This is a genomic window from Mesobacillus maritimus, from assembly GCF_023715205.1.
GTDB classification, from domain to species: Bacteria; Bacillota; Bacilli; order Bacillales; family Cytobacillaceae; genus Mesobacillus_B; species Mesobacillus_B maritimus_C.
The window spans coordinates 107,180-126,428 of the sequence record NZ_JAMBNR010000010.1; the positions used below are offsets into that span (position 1 = coordinate 107,180).

At 40.3% G+C, this 19,249-nt stretch carries 17 protein-coding genes; 16 read left to right on the top strand and 1 reads right to left on the bottom strand.

Going from position 1 to position 19,249, the window contains the following annotated elements; all coding sequences use genetic code 11:
* Nucleotides 1-5 precede the first annotated feature (5 nt).
* The 5 genes from pknB to spoVM all read left to right on the top strand — a co-directional run bounded on the left by pknB (nucleotide 6) and on the right by spoVM (nucleotide 4,623).
* On the top strand, nucleotides 6-1,988 hold the full coding sequence (gene pknB, locus M3182_RS15485) for a Stk1 family PASTA domain-containing Ser/Thr kinase (protein WP_251425775.1): 1,983 nt from the start codon (nucleotides 6-8) through the stop codon (nucleotides 1,986-1,988).
* Nucleotides 1,989-2,006: 18 nt separating this feature from the next.
* A complete protein-coding gene (gene rsgA, locus M3182_RS15490) occupies nucleotides 2,007-2,888 on the top strand; it encodes a ribosome small subunit-dependent GTPase A (RefSeq protein WP_251425777.1) in 882 nt (293 codons plus the stop codon).
* Nucleotides 2,889-2,890: 2 nt separating this feature from the next.
* Nucleotides 2,891-3,535, top strand: a complete 645-nt coding sequence (gene rpe / locus M3182_RS15495) for a ribulose-phosphate 3-epimerase (protein ID WP_251425779.1) — start codon at nucleotides 2,891-2,893, stop codon at nucleotides 3,533-3,535.
* Nucleotides 3,536-3,798: 263 nt separating this feature from the next.
* The gene (locus tag M3182_RS15500; protein ID WP_251425781.1) at nucleotides 3,799-4,446 is read left to right on the top strand and encodes a thiamine diphosphokinase; all 648 of its coding nucleotides are present in this window, start codon (nucleotides 3,799-3,801) and stop codon (nucleotides 4,444-4,446) included.
* A gap of 96 nt (nucleotides 4,447-4,542) precedes the next feature.
* Complete coding sequence (gene spoVM / locus M3182_RS15505) at nucleotides 4,543-4,623, top strand: stage V sporulation protein SpoVM (RefSeq protein WP_034302035.1); 81 nt, start codon at nucleotides 4,543-4,545, stop codon at nucleotides 4,621-4,623.
* A 185-nt stretch (nucleotides 4,624-4,808) separates the two neighbouring features.
* On the opposite strand, the gene rpmB is transcribed toward spoVM, so the two are convergent.
* Complete coding sequence (gene rpmB / locus M3182_RS15510; protein ID WP_066053137.1) at nucleotides 4,809-4,997, bottom strand: 50S ribosomal protein L28; 189 nt, start codon at nucleotides 4,995-4,997, stop codon at nucleotides 4,809-4,811.
* Between the two features lie 301 nt (nucleotides 4,998-5,298).
* Here rpmB and M3182_RS15515 point away from each other — a divergent pair, with 301 nt between their 5' ends.
* The 11 genes from M3182_RS15515 (at nucleotide 5,299) to ftsY (ending at nucleotide 19,054) form a co-directional block, all read left to right on the top strand.
* Nucleotides 5,299-5,661, top strand: a complete 363-nt coding sequence (locus tag M3182_RS15515) for an Asp23/Gls24 family envelope stress response protein (RefSeq protein ID WP_251425783.1) — start codon at nucleotides 5,299-5,301, stop codon at nucleotides 5,659-5,661.
* Nucleotides 5,662-5,699: 38 nt separating this feature from the next.
* Complete coding sequence (locus M3182_RS15520; RefSeq protein ID WP_251425784.1) at nucleotides 5,700-7,367, top strand: DAK2 domain-containing protein; 1,668 nt, start codon at nucleotides 5,700-5,702, stop codon at nucleotides 7,365-7,367.
* Between the two features lie 319 nt (nucleotides 7,368-7,686).
* Nucleotides 7,687-9,735: an ATP-dependent DNA helicase RecG gene (gene recG, locus M3182_RS15525; RefSeq protein WP_251425786.1), complete on the top strand. Its 2,049-nt coding sequence runs from the start codon at nucleotides 7,687-7,689 to the stop codon at nucleotides 9,733-9,735.
* Nucleotides 9,736-9,873: 138 nt separating this feature from the next.
* Nucleotides 9,874-10,449 (top strand): transcription factor FapR, encoded by a 576-nt coding sequence (fapR, locus tag M3182_RS15530; protein ID WP_251425788.1) that lies wholly within the window; start codon nucleotides 9,874-9,876, stop codon nucleotides 10,447-10,449.
* A gap of 5 nt (nucleotides 10,450-10,454) precedes the next feature.
* Complete coding sequence (gene plsX, locus M3182_RS15535) at nucleotides 10,455-11,435, top strand: phosphate acyltransferase PlsX (protein WP_251425790.1); 981 nt, start codon at nucleotides 10,455-10,457, stop codon at nucleotides 11,433-11,435.
* 35 nt (nucleotides 11,436-11,470) lie between these two features.
* Nucleotides 11,471-12,409, top strand: coding sequence for an ACP S-malonyltransferase (gene fabD / locus M3182_RS15540; RefSeq protein ID WP_251425792.1), 939 nt, complete (start codon nucleotides 11,471-11,473; stop codon nucleotides 12,407-12,409).
* 5 nt (nucleotides 12,410-12,414) lie between these two features.
* Nucleotides 12,415-13,158, top strand: coding sequence for a 3-oxoacyl-[acyl-carrier-protein] reductase (gene fabG, locus M3182_RS15545; RefSeq protein WP_251558878.1), 744 nt, complete (start codon nucleotides 12,415-12,417; stop codon nucleotides 13,156-13,158).
* Nucleotides 13,159-13,252: 94 nt separating this feature from the next.
* Nucleotides 13,253-13,486, top strand: a complete 234-nt coding sequence (gene acpP, locus M3182_RS15550) for an acyl carrier protein (protein WP_251425796.1) — start codon at nucleotides 13,253-13,255, stop codon at nucleotides 13,484-13,486.
* Nucleotides 13,487-13,669: 183 nt separating this feature from the next.
* Nucleotides 13,670-14,449 carry a ribonuclease III gene (rnc, locus tag M3182_RS15555; RefSeq protein WP_251425798.1) on the top strand — a complete coding sequence of 260 codons (780 nt, stop codon included), beginning with the start codon at nucleotides 13,670-13,672 and terminating at the stop codon, nucleotides 14,447-14,449.
* A gap of 20 nt (nucleotides 14,450-14,469) precedes the next feature.
* On the top strand, nucleotides 14,470-18,036 hold the full coding sequence (gene smc, locus M3182_RS15560) for a chromosome segregation protein SMC (protein ID WP_251558880.1): 3,567 nt from the start codon (nucleotides 14,470-14,472) through the stop codon (nucleotides 18,034-18,036).
* Between the two features lie 16 nt (nucleotides 18,037-18,052).
* Nucleotides 18,053-19,054 (top strand): signal recognition particle-docking protein FtsY, encoded by a 1,002-nt coding sequence (gene ftsY / locus M3182_RS15565; protein WP_251558882.1) that lies wholly within the window; start codon nucleotides 18,053-18,055, stop codon nucleotides 19,052-19,054.
* The last annotated feature ends 195 nt before the right edge of the window (nucleotides 19,055-19,249 follow it).

Sequence of the window (19,249 nt, forward strand, 5' to 3'; positions counted from 1 at the left end):
GTAAGATGATTGGGAAAATAATTAGCGGACGGTATAAGATTCTTAGCATGATCGGTGGCGGAGGTATGGCCAATGTCTACCTAGCTCATGACAAAATCCTTGACCGTGACGTAGCTGTCAAAATGTTAAGACTTGATTTTGTAAACGATGAAGAATTTATTCGTAGATTCCGCCGTGAAGCCCAGTCGGCTACAAGTCTTGCCCATCCAAATATCGTCAGTATATATGATGTCGGAGAAGAGGCAGATTTATACTACATAGTTATGGAGTATGTTAGTGGGCAGACATTAAAGCAATACATACTACAACACGCTCCTGTGCAAATAGACAAAGCGCTTGATATAATGAAACAACTAACATCAGCGATTGCACATGCCCATCAAAATCATATTATTCATCGTGATATTAAACCGCATAATATTCTAATAGATGAAAAAGGCAATGTGAAAATTACCGATTTTGGAATTGCCATGGCCTTAAGTGCGACAAGTATTACTCAAACGAACTCGGTATTAGGTTCTGTTCATTATTTATCGCCCGAACAAGCCAGAGGTGGGATGGTCAATAATAAATCAGATATTTATTCTCTCGGGATTGTCATGTTTGAGTTGTTAACAGGAAGACTTCCATTTTCTGGTGACTCTGCTGTTTCCATTGCTTTAAAGCATTTACAATCAGAAACTCCATCTTTACGAAGATGGAATCCTGAAATTCCCCAAAGCGTAGAAAACGTTGTGTTGAAAGCAACAGCGAAAGATCCCTTTCATCGTTATGATGACGTATATGAGATGGAAGAAGATATCAGGACATCTCTTGACCCTGAAAGGGTAAATGAAAGCAAATTTACGATTCCAGATGATGATGAGGCAACGAAAGCGATTCCTGTTATTACGGAAGATCAATTCGAGCGGAATCTAGATCATACGATTATCAGAGGCAACGAAGAGTCTGAAGCAGATCAGCAGAAACCAAAGAAAAAAGGGAAGAAACCCAAGAAGGAAAAGGAAAAGAAAAAACGGAAAAAATGGCCAGTTGTTTTAACCACCATTTTTGCTTTGCTAATAGCTGCCGCGTTTTTGCTTGTCGTCTATGGACCAGATTGGTTTGGCCCTAAAGAAATTACGGTTCCTGATCTTGAGGGAGTGGAGTATGATGACGCAAAAAGTGAACTAGAGTCTGCTGGTTTTCTTATTGGGGATAAAATAGAAAATAGTGATGAGAATATTGAGGAAGGTCATGTTATCAAGACAATTCCAAAAGCTGGAGAAAAGGCAAAAGAGGGCAAAGAGATTGACGTATATGTTAGTCTTGGAAAAGAAAAGATGGAGTTTTCCGATTATCGTGGTCGAAAGTATGATGAAACCGTTCGTAGACTTGAGAGTTACAACTTCAAAGACATTGTTCAAATGGAAGAATTCGATGATAGCGAACCAGGAACCATTCTTGATCAGGAACCGGATTCTGGAGAGATGGTTATCCCGGGTGAAACCATTATTGAATTTACAGTAAGCAAAGGTCCTGAATTAATTTCTTTACTAGATTTAAGGGGTTACAATCAAAAAGCGTTGAATGATTATGCTGCTAACGCCGGCCTTGTGATCGATACAACGGAAGAATACCATGACAGCGTTCCAGAAGGGGAAGTCATTTCACAGGATCCTGCACCTAATACAAAGCTAAAAGAAGGTAGCACTGTGAAAGTAGTCATCTCTTTAGGAAAAAAAGAAGAGCCAACCCCACAAACGATTACAGAGGATATTACCATTCCTTATGACGAAAGTTTAGAGGGAGAACCGCAGACGGTGCAAATTCATATTGAGGATATGAACCATAACGATATAAAAGTTCCTGCAGAGACGTTTGAAATTAAAGAAAATACAACTCGAAAAATTGAATTAATTATTCCACCTGGTGGAAAAGCGATGTTCCAGGTTATAAGTAATGGAGAAGTGATTCTAGAGGATGAGTATGAGTATTCAGAACAATGATTGTACAGGAGTGATGCTATGCCGCAGGGCAAAATTGTCAAAGCTTTAAGTGGCTTTTATTATGTTCTTGGAGAGGAAGGATTGGTTCAGTGCCGAGGACGTGGTGTATTTCGAAAAAATAAAGTGAATCCGCTTGTTGGCGATGAAGTCGTCTATCAAGCCGAAAATAGCACAGAAGGTTATATCATGGAAGTAAAAGAAAGAAGAAATGAGTTGGTTCGACCACCAATTGCGAACGTCGACCAAGCGATTCTCGTTTTTTCCGCTGTTGAACCGGAATTTAGTACGGCATTATTAGACCGGTTCCTTGTTCTTGTGGAATACAACCATATTCAGCCGTTAATTGTGATTACCAAGGTAGATCTACTTGAAGAGGGATTAACGGTTTTGGAGCAATATGCGAGCGATTATCGTGAAGCAGGATATGACGTGATCTTTACATCTTCTGAAACCGCACAAGGCTTAGAGGATTTATCGCCCTATCTTGCAGGGAAAATCTCTGTTTTTGCTGGACAGTCCGGGGTAGGGAAATCTTCTTTATTAAATGCGTTAGAGCCTGAGTTGGAACTCAAAACCAATGATATCTCCCAACATTTAGGGAGAGGGCGACATACAACTAGACATGTAGAGCTTATTAATATCGGAAACAGTGGTTTAGTCGCAGATACTCCTGGTTTTAGCTCATTGGAGTTCACTGATATTGAAGCAACTGATTTAAACTATTGTTTCCCTGATATTGAAAGGATTAGTGAAAACTGCAAATTTAGAGGATGCTTACATGTCTCTGAGCCAAAATGTGCGGTAAAAGCAGCGGTGGAAGCAGAAGAACTGCCAACCTATCGTTATGAGCATTACAAAGACTTTTTACAAGAAATAAAAGATAGAAAGCCGAGGTATTAAGTATGGTTAAAATTGCACCTTCGATTTTATCAGCCGATTTTTCTCGACTAGGGGAAGAAATCAAGGATGTAGAACAAGGGGGAGCGGATTATATTCATGTGGATGTAATGGACGGACATTTTGTGCCCAACATTACAATAGGCTCGTTAATTGTGGATGCGATTCGTCCGGTCACAAAATTACCGCTTGATGTCCATTTAATGATTGAGAATCCGGACCAGTATATTGAGGATTTTGCAAAAGCAGGAGCGGATTACATAACCGTTCATGTGGAGGCTTGCCGTCATTTACACAGAACGATTCATCAGATTAAATCATTGGGAGTTAAAGCAGGAGTCGTTTTGAACCCGGCAACTCCAGTGGAGTCAATTACTTCGATTATTGATGATGTGGATATGGTATTGTTAATGACTGTAAATCCAGGGTTTGGCGGTCAAAAATTTATCCATTCTGTTTTACCTAAAATTCGTCAAGTTCATAATCTCGCGGCAGCGCGAGGTCTAGATATTGAAATTGAAGTCGATGGTGGCGTAAATGAAGAAACGGCTAAGCTATGTATTGAGGCTGGAGCTAATGTCCTTGTCGCTGGTTCTGCTGTTTATAACAACAAAGACAGAGGGCAAGCAATCGCCGCTTTGCGACAATGACCAAAAAGGAACTGACATCAAAATGTTCAGTTCCTTTTTTAGTAGACCATTTTTAATCTTTTTGTGCATTAAAAACGGAGTACATAAGCCAATATCGGTTGGAAGGTTGATTTTGAACGGAAATGAACAACACCGTTGATGATCACGGCTTTTTTAATAACAGTGGGAAATTCATTTTTAACCTACAAATGTCTTCGTCCACGGTGAAATTGGAAGTAGATTTAATAACAATCTTTATAAAGACTAAAATGGGGTGGAAGCAGATGATTATTAACCTTCTTGGGGGAGGACCTGATCGATATCTCCCGGAAATCAGCCAAGTTGCAGAGGAAGACCAGCGCTGGATTGGTGTAGATAGGGGAGTTTTTACGTTATTGTCGAAAGGAATTCAACCTTATGCAGCATTTGGAGATTTTGACTCTGTTAACGAACAAGAGTGGCAGCGAATCGAACGTTCTGTAAAAAATGTCCAGATTTATAGACCAGAGAAAGATCAAACAGATATGGAACTAGCTTTAGATTGGGCTCTTGCTCGAGAACCTAATCGGATTCACCTTTATGGAGCTACAGGTGGAAGATTGGATCACTTTTTCGGGAATATTCAACTTTTGTTAAAAGCTGAATTGCAAAAAAAGCGTACACACATTGAGATGATTGATACTCAAAATCATGTTTATGTTAAAGGTGCTGGAAGACATAAAATTGAAAAAAAAGAGGATCAGGAATATATTTCTTTTATCCCCGTAACTCCTGAAATAAAGGGGCTGACACTCGAAGGGTTCAAATACCCACTCACTAATAGTCATATTTCTTTTGGTTCAACACTATGTATAAGTAATGAACTAGTAACCGATTCTGGTACTTTTTCTTTTTCAGAAGGCATATTAATGGTGATAAGAAGCAAGGATTGAAATGTCTTCTTCTTAAGCAATTATTTCTACTTCCTGAATATAATGTATAGGCGAAAATTCTTCAGCTTGGTTTTTAGGACAGTGAGGAGGGACATGATGAAGTTTTATACAATTAAACTACCAAAAGTATTAGGTGGTCTTGTCAAAGCGATGTTGGGTGCCTTTAAAAAGGGTTAATAAAGCAGGGTCATAAAATCAATGGAGCATCCGTGTAACAAACGGGTGCTTTATTTTTAGGCGATGCTGAATATAGAGCCGAAAAAGACGAGTCTAATGAAAGAAATAAAAAAGCACCCGTTAGACGGATGCTTTTTCTTGTTTAATTTCAACGTCTAGTCCCGTGGAAAAGACGTTTCATATCATTAAACGCGTTCAACTTTACCTGATTTTAAAGCTCTTGCAGATACCCAAACACGCTTAGGCTTTCCGTCTACAAGAATGCGAACTTTTTGAAGGTTAGCACCCCAAGTACGCTTGTTAGCGTTCATTGCGTGGGAACGAGCGTTACCTGAACGAGTTCCTTTACCAGTTACAACACATTTACGTGGCATGTTTATTTCCCTCCTTACTTACGTAAGCTAATACTATTTCGATGCAAAAGTGCATTTTTTCGTCAGAACATCTAATCAAAGGGTTGGTACCGTAATTCTGACTGTCAAACATACTTTAATAATTTATCACACAAATTTTTTAAATGCAATACTCTTGATGAAAGCTTATCAAGAAAAAAGCCTTGACATATTGGATGAATTCTTGCTCAATAATAAGATGGGGACAGAATGACTTTTAAATTAATCGCGCTTATAGTAAAATGGCTGTAGTCTATAGCATTTTCCAAAAGGGGGAACGACCATGTCCATTGAATTACAAACAAAGTACGGACAAATTGATATATCGAACGATGTAATTGCTACAATTGCAGGCGGTGCCGCAGTTGATTGTTATGGCATTGTTGGAATGGCTTCAAAGCATCAGTTAAAAGACGGAATTGCTGAAATCCTACGCAAAGAAAATTTTTCACGTGGGATTGTCGTTCGCCAAGAAGACGAAGAAGTACATATTGATATGTATATAATTGTAAGTTATGGAACGAAAATTTCTGAAGTTGCCCATCAAGTTCAATCCAAAGTGAAATATACGCTCAACCAAACGGTTGGACTTGCGGTTGATTCGGTTAATATTTACGTTCAAGGAGTTCGAGTAACGAATCCGTAAGTTCGCTTACCCGAGCCCTATGTGAGGAGGAAAGGTTTGTGTCAATTAAAGTTCTAGACGGAAAACGTTTCGCAGAAATGATCATTCAAGGAGCTAATCATCTTTCAGCAAATGCCAAAATGGTCGATGCGTTAAACGTGTTCCCTGTTCCTGATGGTGATACCGGTACAAACATGAATTTGTCGATGACATCCGGTGCCAAGGAAGTAAAAAATAACATTCAAGAACATATCGGAAAAGTAGGTACTTCCCTATCAAGAGGATTGTTGATGGGTGCGAGAGGAAATTCTGGTGTGATCTTGTCTCAATTGTTCCGTGGGTTCTCGAAAGCCATTGAACAAAAAAACACGATTACGGCAAAAGAATTTGCAGGCGCGTTGGAGGCTGGAGTCACAACTGCTTATAAAGCGGTTATGAAGCCAGTTGAAGGAACCATTTTAACAGTGGCTAAAGATGCAGCCAAAAAAGGAGTTCTAGTCGCTAAAAAAGAGGAAGACATCGTGATCCTCATGGAGGAAGTTGTCAAAGAAGCGCGTGCCTCTTTAAATCGCACACCAGATTTACTGCCAGTTCTAAAAGAAGTTGGCGTTGTTGATAGTGGTGGTCAAGGACTACTGATTGTTTATGAAGGATTTTTAGCTGTCCTTAAAGGAGAAGCTCTTCCTGAAGGCCCTTCTGCGGTTGAGGCAATGGATGAGTTGGTAAACGCAGAACATCATCGAAATGTTCAAGGTCATATCAATACAGAGGATATTGAATTTGGCTATTGTACTGAGTTTATGGTTAAGCTTGAAGGGAAACGCCCATTTTCAGAGGAACAATTCCGTCAGGATTTAAGTGCATATGGAGATTCTCTTCTTGTGATTTCGGACGATCAAGTTGCGAAAATCCATGTTCACACAGAGCGACCTGGAGAGGTTTTAACATATGGTCAAACCTATGGAAATCTAATTAGCATGAAAATCGAGAACATGCGTCAACAGCATACAGATATCGTTGGAGAAAAGGCTCAACCGGCAGCGGAAAAGAAGCCGGTAAGTGATGAAAAGAAGGAATATGGAATTGTTACGGTTTCTATGGGAACAGGAATCGGCAACCTATTTAAGAGCATCGGAGCAAATATCGTCATCGAAGGCGGTCAAACAATGAACCCTAGCACAGAAGACATTGTCAAAGCTGTGAAAGAGGCTCATGCTCATAAAGTCATTATTCTGCCAAATAATAAGAATATTATTATGGCTGCTGAACAAGCGGCGGAATTGGCGGAAGAAGATGTAATTGTCATTCCATCGAAAACAGTTCCTCAAGGAATGTCTGCTTTATTAGCCTTTAATCCGGGAGCGGATTTGGCTGGTAATCAATCAGAGATGACAGAAGCGATGAATCATGTGAAAACCGGACAACTAACGTTTGCTGTCCGTGACACAAGTATTGATGGGCTTGAAATTGAGACAGGCGATTTCATGGGAATTTCTGAAGGGAAAATTGTCCTTAAAGATAAAGATAAGCTGAAAGCTGCGACATCCTTATTAAGTAACATTGTTAATGAAGATGATGAAATTCTCACCATTTTAAAAGGTGAAGATGCAACACAAGCAGATGTTGATCATCTCGTTCAGTATCTTGAAGAAAACTTTGAGGATATCGAAGTGGAAGTTCATGATGGTGGACAGCCGCTATATCCATTTATCTTTGCGATAGAATAATTTTATAAAATTTGGCTGGTTTGTCTCATTGCGAGTTGATCTAGCACCACAGAAATAGAAGGGGAACCTCCCCTTCTATTTCTGTTTTATCGTGGTATATTTGCTTTTAATGATAAAATAAAATGAGCATTCCTTTTTATGCAGGGTGCCGAACAAGAGAAAGTGGATAGACTCTAACCTTATAGTAAAATAGCTTAAATTGTAATAAGTTTAACAACCTTTTGAAAAAGGATTATGGGAAAATAGAAGCAGAAGGAGAAATCAGCAAGGAGGGATGTGACTTTCGCCTAGAGGAGTTTGGCGGAAAGTCGCACATATCGTGAGTAATCTTATAAATCAACCAGTAACAGATGTCAAAGGAATTGGTCCAGAAATGGGAGCTGCGCTTGCTGATATGAACATTCATAGTATTCAAGATTTATTTGAATACTTTCCTTATCGTTATGAAGATTTTCGTTTGCGTGATTTAGCTGAGGTGAAGCATGAGGAAAGAGTCACTGTTGAAGGGGTCATTCACGGGGAGCCGTCCTTAATGTATCATGGCCGGAAAAAGTCTAGGCTTACGGTTAGACTCCTCGTCGATCGTTACTTAATTAAAGTGGTTTTTTTCAATCAACCTTATCTTAAACAAAAAATGACTGTAAATGAAACGATAACGGTCACTGGTAAGTGGGACCAGCATCGGCAAACCATTACCGCAAATCAAATGTCTGTTGGTGAGAATCAAAAAAAACAAGAGTTTGAACCAGTTTATGCAATAAAAGGAAAAGTAACGGTAAAGGGGCTCAGAAAGCACATTCATAATGCTTTTGCGCAGTTCGGTAGCCAAATCACTGAAATTTTGCCTGAAGAGCTCTTACAACGGTATCGGCTGATGAACCGAAGAGATGCCTTAAAGTTGATGCATTTTCCTCAAGGTGCAGAGGATGTAAAGCAAGCGAGAAGAAGATTCGTATATGAAGAGTTTTTATTATTTCAATTGAAAATGCAGGCGTTGCGAAAATTTGAACGCGAACAATCTCCTGGAATTGCTCAAAGCTATCAGACTACAGCGGTACAAGAATTTATAAAGGGACTCCCTTTTCCATTGACGAATGCACAACAAAGAGTCGTCAATGAAGTTCTATCTGATATGAACAGTTCTTATCGTATGAACCGTTTGCTGCAAGGGGATGTAGGGTCTGGTAAAACCGTTGTTGCTGCGATTACCTTATACGCTTCCATTACTGCAGGCTACCAAGGTGCTCTGATGGTTCCAACTGAAATACTTGCAGAACAACATGCAGAGTCATTGACTGCTCTGCTGAGCCCTTTTGGGATAGAATGCCGGCTGCTAACCAGCTCCGTTAAGGGGAAAAAGCGGAGAGAGATACTCGGTGAATTAGCAGATGGAAACATTGATGTTTTAATTGGGACGCATGCATTGATTCAAGATGATGTAAGCTTTAAGAATCTAGGCCTGGTCATTACCGATGAACAGCACCGCTTCGGTGTTGAGCAACGTCGAGTTCTTCGTGAAAAAGGTGAAAGCCCAGATGTCCTATTTATGACGGCGACTCCGATTCCTCGGACTTTGGCTATAACCGTTTTTGGGGAAATGGATGTTTCGGTCATTGATGAAATGCCTGCAGGAAGAAAAACAATTGAAACGTATTGGGCGAAACATGATATGTTGGACCGCGTTTTGGGGTTCATGGAAAAGGAACTTGCGCAGGGGCGGCAAGCATATGTAATCTGCCCATTAATTGAGGAATCCGACAAGCTGGATGTTCAAAATGCAATCGATGTGCATCATACGCTGAGTGTTTATTTTGGGAGTAGGTATAAAGTGGGGTTGATGCATGGACGTCTAAATTCAGCAGAGAAAGACGCCATCATGCAAGAATTCACGGAAAATAAATCGCAAGTCCTTGTCTCGACTACAGTTGTAGAAGTTGGTGTGAATGTGCCGAATGCGACTTTTATGTTGATTTATGACGCTGAACGTTTTGGGTTATCGCAACTCCACCAGCTTCGTGGTCGAGTGGGAAGAGGCGAATTTCAGAGTTATTGTATTTTACTTGCTGATCCTAAAAATGAAGTTGGAAAAGAGCGAATGAGAATAATGACCGAAACGAACGATGGCTTTGAGTTGAGTGAAAAAGACTTAGAATTGCGTGGGCCAGGGGATTTCTTTGGAAAGAAACAAAGTGGCATGCCTGAATTTAGAGTGGCTGATATGGTTCATGATTATCGTGCACTTGAAACAGCAAGGAATGATGCTGCCGTCATGGTACAATCCACCGCATTTTGGCAATCAGAAAAATATCGTTCGTTAAGACAGACCCTTGAAGCAAGTGGAGTACTTGCAGGGGAAAAACTTGATTAAAATGGATTCACACAAAATGCAAGAAAGAGAGATCAGAGGCATTCCGGTTGCTGATGATATTTCTTCTTGCATTTTGTGTTCCTTTTCTTTATATTACTATTAGGACCTAGTCATAATACTGCGGATGTGATGATTGAGATGAGACGAAATAAACGGGAACGACAGCAATTGTTAGTAGAGACGATCGCGGAGAATCCGTTCATAACGGATGAAGAGTTAGCTGAGCGTTTTTCTGTCAGCATACAGACGATTCGACTTGATCGACTAGAGCTTTCGATTCCGGAGTTACGGGAAAGAATAAAGCATGTTGCGGAAAAGCGTTTTGAAGATGAAGTTCGCTCGCTACCACTTGAAGAAGTGATTGGTGAGATTATTGATATTGAATTAGATAAAACCGCAATTTCGATTTTAGATATTAAAAAAGAACATGTCTTTATTCGTAATAAAATCGCAAGAGGACATCATATTTTTGCCCAAGCAAATTCGCTAGCTGTAGCTGTTATCAATGATGAATTAGCACTTACAGCAAAGGCGAATATCCAATTTACTCGTTCCGTCAACGAAGGAGAACGAGTGATCGCAAAAGCAAAAGTAACGAATATAGATGAGCAAACAGGTAGAACGGTCGTAGAGGTAAATAGTTTTGTTAATAATGAACTTGTTTTTACTGGAGAATTTAAAATGTACCGTTCACAAAATAATACTAGAGGATGAAACATATGAGATTAGCAATTGACGCGATGGGTGGAGACAACGCCCCGAAAGAAATCGTCCTTGGAGCTATAAAGGCAATCAGTGCGTTTAGTGATATACATATTACTCTCGTTGGAGATGAAAGTCAGATCCGACAACATCTTACAAATGAGGAAAGAATTGAGATTTTACACACAGAAGAGGTTATTCTTAGCACGGATGAACCAGTTCGGGCGGTTAGAAGAAAAAAGAATGCTTCAATGGTTTTAGCTGCCAGACAAGTGACCGAAGGAAAGGCAGACGCTTGTTTATCTGCTGGGAATACCGGAGCGTTAATGGCAGCAGGATTGTTCGTTGTTGGAAGAATTGAAGGGATTGAACGACCTGCGCTTGCACCGACTTTGCCGACTATCGGTGGCGAAGGGTTTCTACTCTTGGATGTTGGTGCGAATGCAGATGCAAAACCAGAACACTTATTGCAATATGCATTAATGGGTTCCATCTATAGTGAAAAAGCACGAGGAATGAAAAGTCCAAGAGTGGGCTTACTAAATATCGGCACCGAAGAGAAAAAGGGAAACGAGCTAACAAAAAATACATTTGCTTTACTGCAAAATGCTGATATAAACTTCGTTGGCAATGTGGAAGCGAGAGAGTTATTAAACGGTGTCGCAGATGTGGTCGTGACAGATGGGTTTACTGGTAATATGGTTTTAAAGACCATTGAAGGAACCGCGATGTCGGTGTTTAAAATGTTAAAACAAACGCTAATGTCGAGCACAAAGTCTAAACTTGCAGCAGCGGTGCTTAAACCGGAGTTTGCCACGATAAAAGGAAAAATGGACTATACAGAATATGGCGGTGCAGGATTATTCGGGCTCAAGGCACCTGTTATTAAAGCGCATGGATCTTCTGATGCCAATGCGATCTACAATTCAGTACGTCAAGCGCGAGAAATGGTCGCAAATGATGTGGCTGGAACGATCAAAACAGCGATTGAAAAATAGATTTGCAAACTAAAAATGAGTTGAGGGGGATGATTATGGGGAAGATTGCCTTTCTTTTTCCTGGACAAGGATCACAGCAAGTTGGGATGGGAAAAGAGTTAGCTGATGCTAACAAAGCGGTGAATGGTTTTTTTGAAAAAGCGGATGAAGTACTAGGTGAGAGTTTGAGCACAACGATTTTTGAAGGGCCGCAGGAGAAGTTAACCTTAACCGTTAATGCTCAACCGGCATTGCTTACGACTAGCATTGCAATCTTAGATTATTTTAAGCAATCAGGAATTACTGCTGACTATGTTGCTGGTCACAGTTTAGGGGAATATTCTGCCTTGGTTGCCGCAGGGGCGTTAAGCTTTGAAGATGGTGTTTATGCGGTGCGTAAACGTGGAGAGCTAATGGAAAAAGCGGTCCCAAATGGCGAGGGAACGATGGCTGCAGTCCTTGGGCTTGGACGTGAACCGCTAACAGCTGTATGTGATGCGATTACGGAAGCAGGTGACCCTGTTCAGTTAGCGAATTTAAATTGTCCTGGTCAAATTGTGATCTCCGGTTCGAAAAAAGGTGTAGAAATAGCAGCAGTAAAAGCGAAGGAAGCTGGAGCGAAACGGGTACTACCACTAAATGTGAGTGGACCTTTCCATTCTGCGTTAATGAAACCGGCAGCAGAAGAGTTCCAAGGAATTCTCGATGGTCTTGAAATCCAATCGGCAAAAATCCCAGTCATTGCAAATGTAACAGCAGAAGCGATGCAAGATGCTACGGAAATTAAAGAAAAGTTGATTCAGCAATTGTATTCCCCTGTTTTGTGGGAGGATTCTGTTCATAAGATGTTGGAGCAAGGTGTAGACACGTTCGTTGAAATCGGGCCAGGTAAGGTATTGGCCGGTTTAGTGAAAAAAGTGGACCGGGCCGTTAAAACATACGCTGTCTATGATTTAGCAAGTTGTGAGGCTGTAATTTCCGAGTTAAAGGAGTGATAGTAATGAAATTAGAAGGTAAAGTTGCCCTTGTTACAGGTGCTTCTCGTGGCATTGGTAGAGAGATTGCTTTGGAATTGGCGAGAGAGGGTGCCAATGTGGCGATAAACTATGCAGGTAGTGAGGCCAAGGCGGCAGAAGTAGCGGCAGAAATTAAAGAAATGGGCCGAGAAGCAATTGCCATTCAGGCGGATGTTTCAAGCTCTGAATCAGTTGAATCGATGGTGAAACAAACGATCGAAGCGTTTGGTCGACTGGATATTCTAGTTAACAACGCAGGAATTACAAAAGATAACTTGTTAATGAGAATGAAGGAAGCAGACTGGGATGATGTGATTAACACGAATTTAAAAGGTGTTTTCCTCTGTACGAAAGCAGTGACAAGACAAATGATGAAACAACGCAGTGGAAGAATTATCAACATTTCATCCATTGTTGGCGTAAGTGGGAATGCTGGACAAGCCAATTATGTAGCAGCAAAATCTGGTGTAATTGGGTTAACGAAAACGACGGCGAAGGAACTGGCTTCGAGAGGAATTACCGTGAACGCCGTAGCGCCAGGGTTTATTACGACTGACATGACCGATCAGCTAACGGAAGAAACAAAGAGTGAAATGTTAAAGCAAATCCCATTGGCACGCTTAGGTGAACCAATTGATATTGCAAAAACAGTTTTGTTCCTTGCTTCCGAGGATAGTCGTTACATGACAGGGCAGACACTCCATGTTGATGGTGGTATGGTAATGTAACCATAAGGGGATGAGAAAAAGTTCCCCTTTTATGGAAGTCTGCTTTATTTATCGAAGTTTATCCTCTATAATGACTTGAGGGGAGGTGACAAGCATGGCAGAAGTTTTAGAACGCGTAACAAAGATTATTGTTGATCGTTTAGGCGTAGATGAAGCACAAGTTAAATTAGAGGCATCTTTCAAAGATGATCTAGGTGCAGACTCTCTTGATGTAGTTGAACTTGTAATGGAATTAGAAGATGAGTTCAACATGGAAATCTCTGATGATGATGCTGAGAAAATCGCTACAGTTGGTGACGCTGTAAATTACATAAATGGCAAAATGTAGACTGTTGGATTTGCTCTAAAGCTCCGTTTTTATAACGGGGCTTTCTTCTATATTCTAGATATCCTCGTAAAAAGGAAAGAAATTTAACTGGATGAGAAAAAAATCAAAGGTTTTTTTGCCTTTTTCATCGACTTTTTTGTAAACTAGACTAGTGTGTAAATTTTGAGCAAGGTGGAATTTGGAATGCGCCATATCGGTAGAGATAAGGAAAAAAAGTTTTTTAGGGCAAAAGATCAGAAGTTTAAAGAGTTCCAAGCGAAAATTGGGATTTATTTTCAGAATGAGAAATTACTAAGACAAGCTTTCACCCATTCATCGTATGTGAATGAGCATCGCAGAAAGCCGTATGAAGATAATGAAAGGCTTGAGTTTCTTGGGGACGCAGTTCTTGAATTAACTGTTTCTCAATTCTTATATAAAAAATATCCAATGATGAGTGAAGGAGAGTTAACGAAGTTAAGAGCGGCTGTTGTTTGTGAGCCATCTCTCGTTTCGTTTGCGAATCAATTGAATTTTGGGGAAGTAGTCCTTCTTGGTAAAGGGGAGGAAATGACGGGCGGTCGAACGAGACCGGCGCTACTTGCTGATGTGTTTGAAGCGTTCATTGGTGCCTTGTATCTTGATAAGGGAATTGAGGTAGTTACTTCATTTTTAGAGAAAGTAGTCTATCCGAAGATTGATGCTGGTGCTTTTTCTCATGTGATGGATTTTAAAAGTCAGCTGCAAGAACTTGTTCAACGCGATGCAGCTGGAACATTAGAATATAAGATTTTATCAGAATCCGGGCCGGCACATAATCGTGAATTTGAATCGGTTGTTGCTCTGAACGGTGAGCAATTAGGTACTGGGAAAGGGCGCTCGAAAAAGGAAGCAGAACAGCATGCGGCCCAGAAAGCTCTAGAGAAATTGAAAGCACATATGGAAGCGATCTCGAAGCAAAATGACACCAAGAGTAAAGAATAACCGAAAGGGAGAGCTTGAAAGTGTTTCTAAAACGTTTAGATGTAGTGGGCTTTAAGTCCTTTGCTGAGCGGATAGGCGTTGAATTTGTTCCTGGAGTGACGGCTGTAGTAGGCCCAAACGGTAGTGGGAAAAGCAATATTATCGACGCCGTTCGCTGGGTTTTAGGAGAACAATCGGCGAAGTCCCTGCGCGGAGCAAAAATGGAAGATATTATCTTCGCGGGGAGTGATTCACGGAAGCCATTAAACTTCGCTGAAGTGACACTCACACTAGACAATGAAGATCAATCATTGCCGATTGATTATAGTGAAGTTAGTGTGACCAGACGGGTTTATCGTTCTGGTGAAAGTGAGTTTTTAATCAATAAGCAGAATTGCCGTTTAAAAGATATTATCGATTTGTTTATGGATTCTGGTCTTGGAAGGGAAGCTTTTTCGATTATCTCCCAAGGAAAAGTGGAGCAAATTTTAAATAGTAAACCTGAAGATCGCCGAACAATTTTTGAAGAAGCGGCAGGAGTATTAAAATACAAAACCCGAAAAAAGAAGGCAGAAAACAAATTGTTTGAGACGCAAGAAAACCTCAATCGTGTCGCTGATATTCTTCATGAACTTGAAGGTCAGGTAGAGCCGTTAAAAATACAGGCTTCGATGGCAAAAGAGTATCTTGAACATAAGGACGAGTTAGAAAAAATTGAAGTAGCGCTCATTGCCTATGAGATTGAGGAATTGCACGGAAGATGGGAAAAACTCTCAAAAGAAATCGATCTTCATAAAGAAAGTGAAATCAAGCTTTCTGCTAATGTTCAAAACAAGGAAGCGGATATTGAAAAGCTGAGGGATGAATTAACAGCGATCGATGAATCAATCAGTAGTTTACAAAACGTTCTTCTACATGCCAGTGAAGAGTTAGAGAAGCTTGAGGGGCGTAAAGAAGTACTAAAAGAACGAAAAAAGAATGCGGCGCAAAATCGGGAGCAACTAGAAAAAAATGTTGCTGAGATTTCGAACAGGATTGAAGAACTTGAAGAAACTAGAATTGTCCAAGAAAAGACTGTAGAAGTATTAGGTCAGGAGGCAGAACAATTCCAACTTGGCCTAACCGAACGACAACAGCAGTTAGAGCTATACAGTGAAGACATCGAAGAGAAAATTGAGTCATTAAAAAGTGATTATATTGAACTCCTGAACCAACAGGCTAGTGCAAAAAATGAACTCACTTATATAGGGCAACAACTTTCACAGCAGGCTGCAAGAAGTTCTAGGGTTGGTGGTGAAAACCAACGCTTCCTTCAATTGAGAGACGAAATCAACGAAAAGAAGCAGCAGGTTGAGGAACAACTTCATCAGGTACAATCTGCATTGGAAACCGAGGTTCAACAATACTTAAAAGCACAACGAAGCATGGAGCTCTTGCAAAGAGACGTTGAGAAGCAAGAGAAAACACTTTATCAAGCCTATCAATTTGTCCAACAAGCAAAGTCTAAAAAAGAAATGCTCGAGGAAATGGAAGAGGAATATACAGGTTTCTTTCAAGGTGTTAAAGAAGTATTAAAAGCCCGTGGAAAGAAATTAAATGGGATTGAAGGAGCCATTGCGGAACTGATTAAAGTTCCCAAAGAATATGAGCTTCCAATGGAAACGGCTCTCGGTGGAGCGATGCAGCATATTGTCGTAACCAATGAAGAAAATGGCCGAGCAGCTATTCAGTATTTAAAGAAAAATTCATTTGGGCGTGCGACTTTTTTACCTTTAAGTGTCATAAAGGGGAAAACGATTGCGGGACATCTTATCCAGTCAATCGCTGAACACCCCTCTTACGTAGGAACAGCTGTTAGCTTAATAGAATTTGATGAAAAATACAAAGAAGTTATTCATAATCTTCTTGGCAATATCGTGATTGCCAAAGATTTAAAAGGCGCGAACGAGTTAGCAAGGATGCTTCAGTATAGAAGTAGAATTGTGACCTTAGACGGAGATGTAGTGAATCCTGGTGGTTCGATGTCAGGTGGAGCGGCAAAAAAGAATTCTTCTGCGCTATTAAGCCGAAAAGGTGAGCTAGAGGAATTAAAAGGAAAAATCTTTGAAATGGAAGAGAAAACAAGAGGATTAGAAACACGTTTTAAATCCATGAAGGAAGAACTCCAAACTTCTAGAAATAATCTTGAAGAGTTGCGCAAAAAAGGAGAAGAGCTTCGTCTCAAAGAACAATCGCTAAAAGGTGAACTCCGAGAAGTTGAGATTGAAGAAAGAAACATCAATGACCGTCTTGCTGTATACGATTCAGAACAGTCTCAATTCAATGTGGAGCGAGAAAAGTTATCTGTGCGTAAGTCAGAATTAGAAGAGTTAAATAAAAAGCTACAAATAGAGATTCAGAATTTAGATCAAGAAATTGCTGTACTAACGAAGCGAAAGAATATTAATACGACGTCGAAAGAAGCGTTAATTGCGGAAATTAGTGAATTGAAGGTTGCTTTAGCGGCCAAGAAAGAACAGTATCAGTTCGCGAAAGAAAAGCTTGAGGGTGCAGTCCAAGAATTAAAAAGTCAGAATGCAAGATTAGTGACTACGAAAGAGGACCTTGCGCTTCTTTCTTCAGAAATGACCAATAATTCCTCGGGTGAAAACCAACTTGAGGAATCAGCTAGGAAAAAGTTAGAAGATAAAAACACAACGCTTGAGCTCATTTCGACAAGAAGAGAAGAACGTTTGCATCGACAAGCACAGCTTGAAGACCTTGAGCTTGAAACAAAAGAGTTGAAACGTCAGCATAAAGGCTTGACCGGTGTTCTTAAAGATGAAGAAATTAAACTAAATCGATTAGATGTCGAACTTGAAACCCGTTTAGCTCATCTAAGAGAGGAATATCTATTATCTTTTGAAGCAGCGAAAGTGCAGTATCCGTTGGTTCTCCCGGCGGAAGAAGCGCGACGAAAAGTGAAATTAATCAAATTAGCGATTGAAGAACTTGGTACAGTCAATTTGGGTGCTATTGATGAATATGAACGAGTTTCAGAACGGTATGAATTCTTAAATGAGCAAAAAAATGATTTACAGCATGCGAAGGAAACGTTACATCAAGTGATTGATGAAATGGATATAGAAATGAAAAAGCGGTTTGAGGAGACGTTTATTGCCATTCGTTCAGAGTTTGAACCAACTTTCCAATCCCTTTTTGGTGGTGGTCGAGCAGATATCCGTTTGACACAACCGGAAGACCTTCTCAATACAGGTGTAGATATCCTAGCGCAACCGCCTGGAAAGAAATTGCAGAATCTAGGTTTATTATCAGGTGGAGAGCGGGCGTTAACGGCCATTGCCTTATTGTTTGCGATTCTAAAGGTTCGCCCGGTTCCGTTTTGTATTTTAGATGAAGTCGAAGCTGCGCTTGATGAGGCAAATGTTTTCCGCTTTAGTCAATATTTGAAGAGTTATAGCAAGGAAACGCAATTCATTGTGATTACTCATCGAAAAGGTACAATGGAGGAAGCGGATGTCCTATATGGAATTACGATGCAAGAATCAGGCGTATCTAAATTGGTATCTGTAAAACTTGAAGAAACAAAAAACCTAGTAAATTCCTAATAGGAGGAAGAAAACGGTGAGTTTTTTTAAAAAATTAAAAGAAAAAATTACAAAGCAAACTGAGACTGTCTCGGAAAAGTTTAAAGACGGTTTAACAAAGACGAGAGATAATTTCTCAGGTAAAGTGAACGACTTAGTGGCTCGTTATCGTAAAGTTGATGAGGATTTCTTTGAAGAGTTAGAAGAAATTCTAATCGGGGCAGATGTTGGTTTCGAAACGGTCATGGAGTTGATCGAGGAACTTAAGATGGAAGTGAAACGCCGTAATATTCAGGATCCGGCAGAGGTCCAGTCCGTCATTTCTGAAAAACTTGTGGAAATTTATGAAAGTGCTGGCGAAGAGAATAATGACTTGAATATGCAAACAGATGAGCTTATGGTGATTTTGTTTGTCGGCGTGAATGGTGTTGGAAAAACAACAACAATTGGTAAGCTCGCACATAAATTTAAATCCGAAGGGAAAAGTGTTCTGCTTGCCGCTGGGGATACGTTCCGCGCTGGAGCCATTGATCAGCTTGAAGTTTGGGGCGAAAGAGTCGGTGTGGACGTAATCAAACAAGGGGAAGGTTCTGATCCTGCTGCCGTCATGTATGATGCTGTTCGAGCGGCGAAATCCCGTGGTGTCGATGTATTATTATGCGATACAGCAGGACGCCTGCAGAATAAAGTGAATCTCATGAAAGAGCTCGAAAAGGTAAAACGTGTCATCGAACGTGAGGTTCCTGGAGCTCCACATGAGGTGCTGCTCGTCCTTGATGCGACAACGGGTCAAAATGCTCTCATTCAAACAAAGACGTTTAAAGAGGCAACAGATGTTAGTGGAATCGTTCTAACAAAGCTGGATGGTACAGCTAAGGGCGGGATTGTTCTTGCAATTCGAAATGAGCTTAACGTACCGGTTAAATTTGTCGGTCTTGGCGAAAAAATGGATGACTTACAAGCATTTGATGCTGAAAAATATGTATACGGTCTGTTTGCGGATTTAGTTGAAAACGAGGAAATTGAACAAGCTGAATAAAAATTTGAGGGTTCTGAGTCAGTAAATCTCAGGCCTTCTTTTTGAAAGGCTGTTTTCGTAAAGTTTGTTGTTAAAATCCTAAAGCCGATTTTAACGCGAAATATGATTTTCTCTGCGTTACTACTTAGTTTGTAAGCTCTTTTCTCTCTTATAAACGATCTTTGGAATGGAATCATAGTAATTTATTCTTTATTT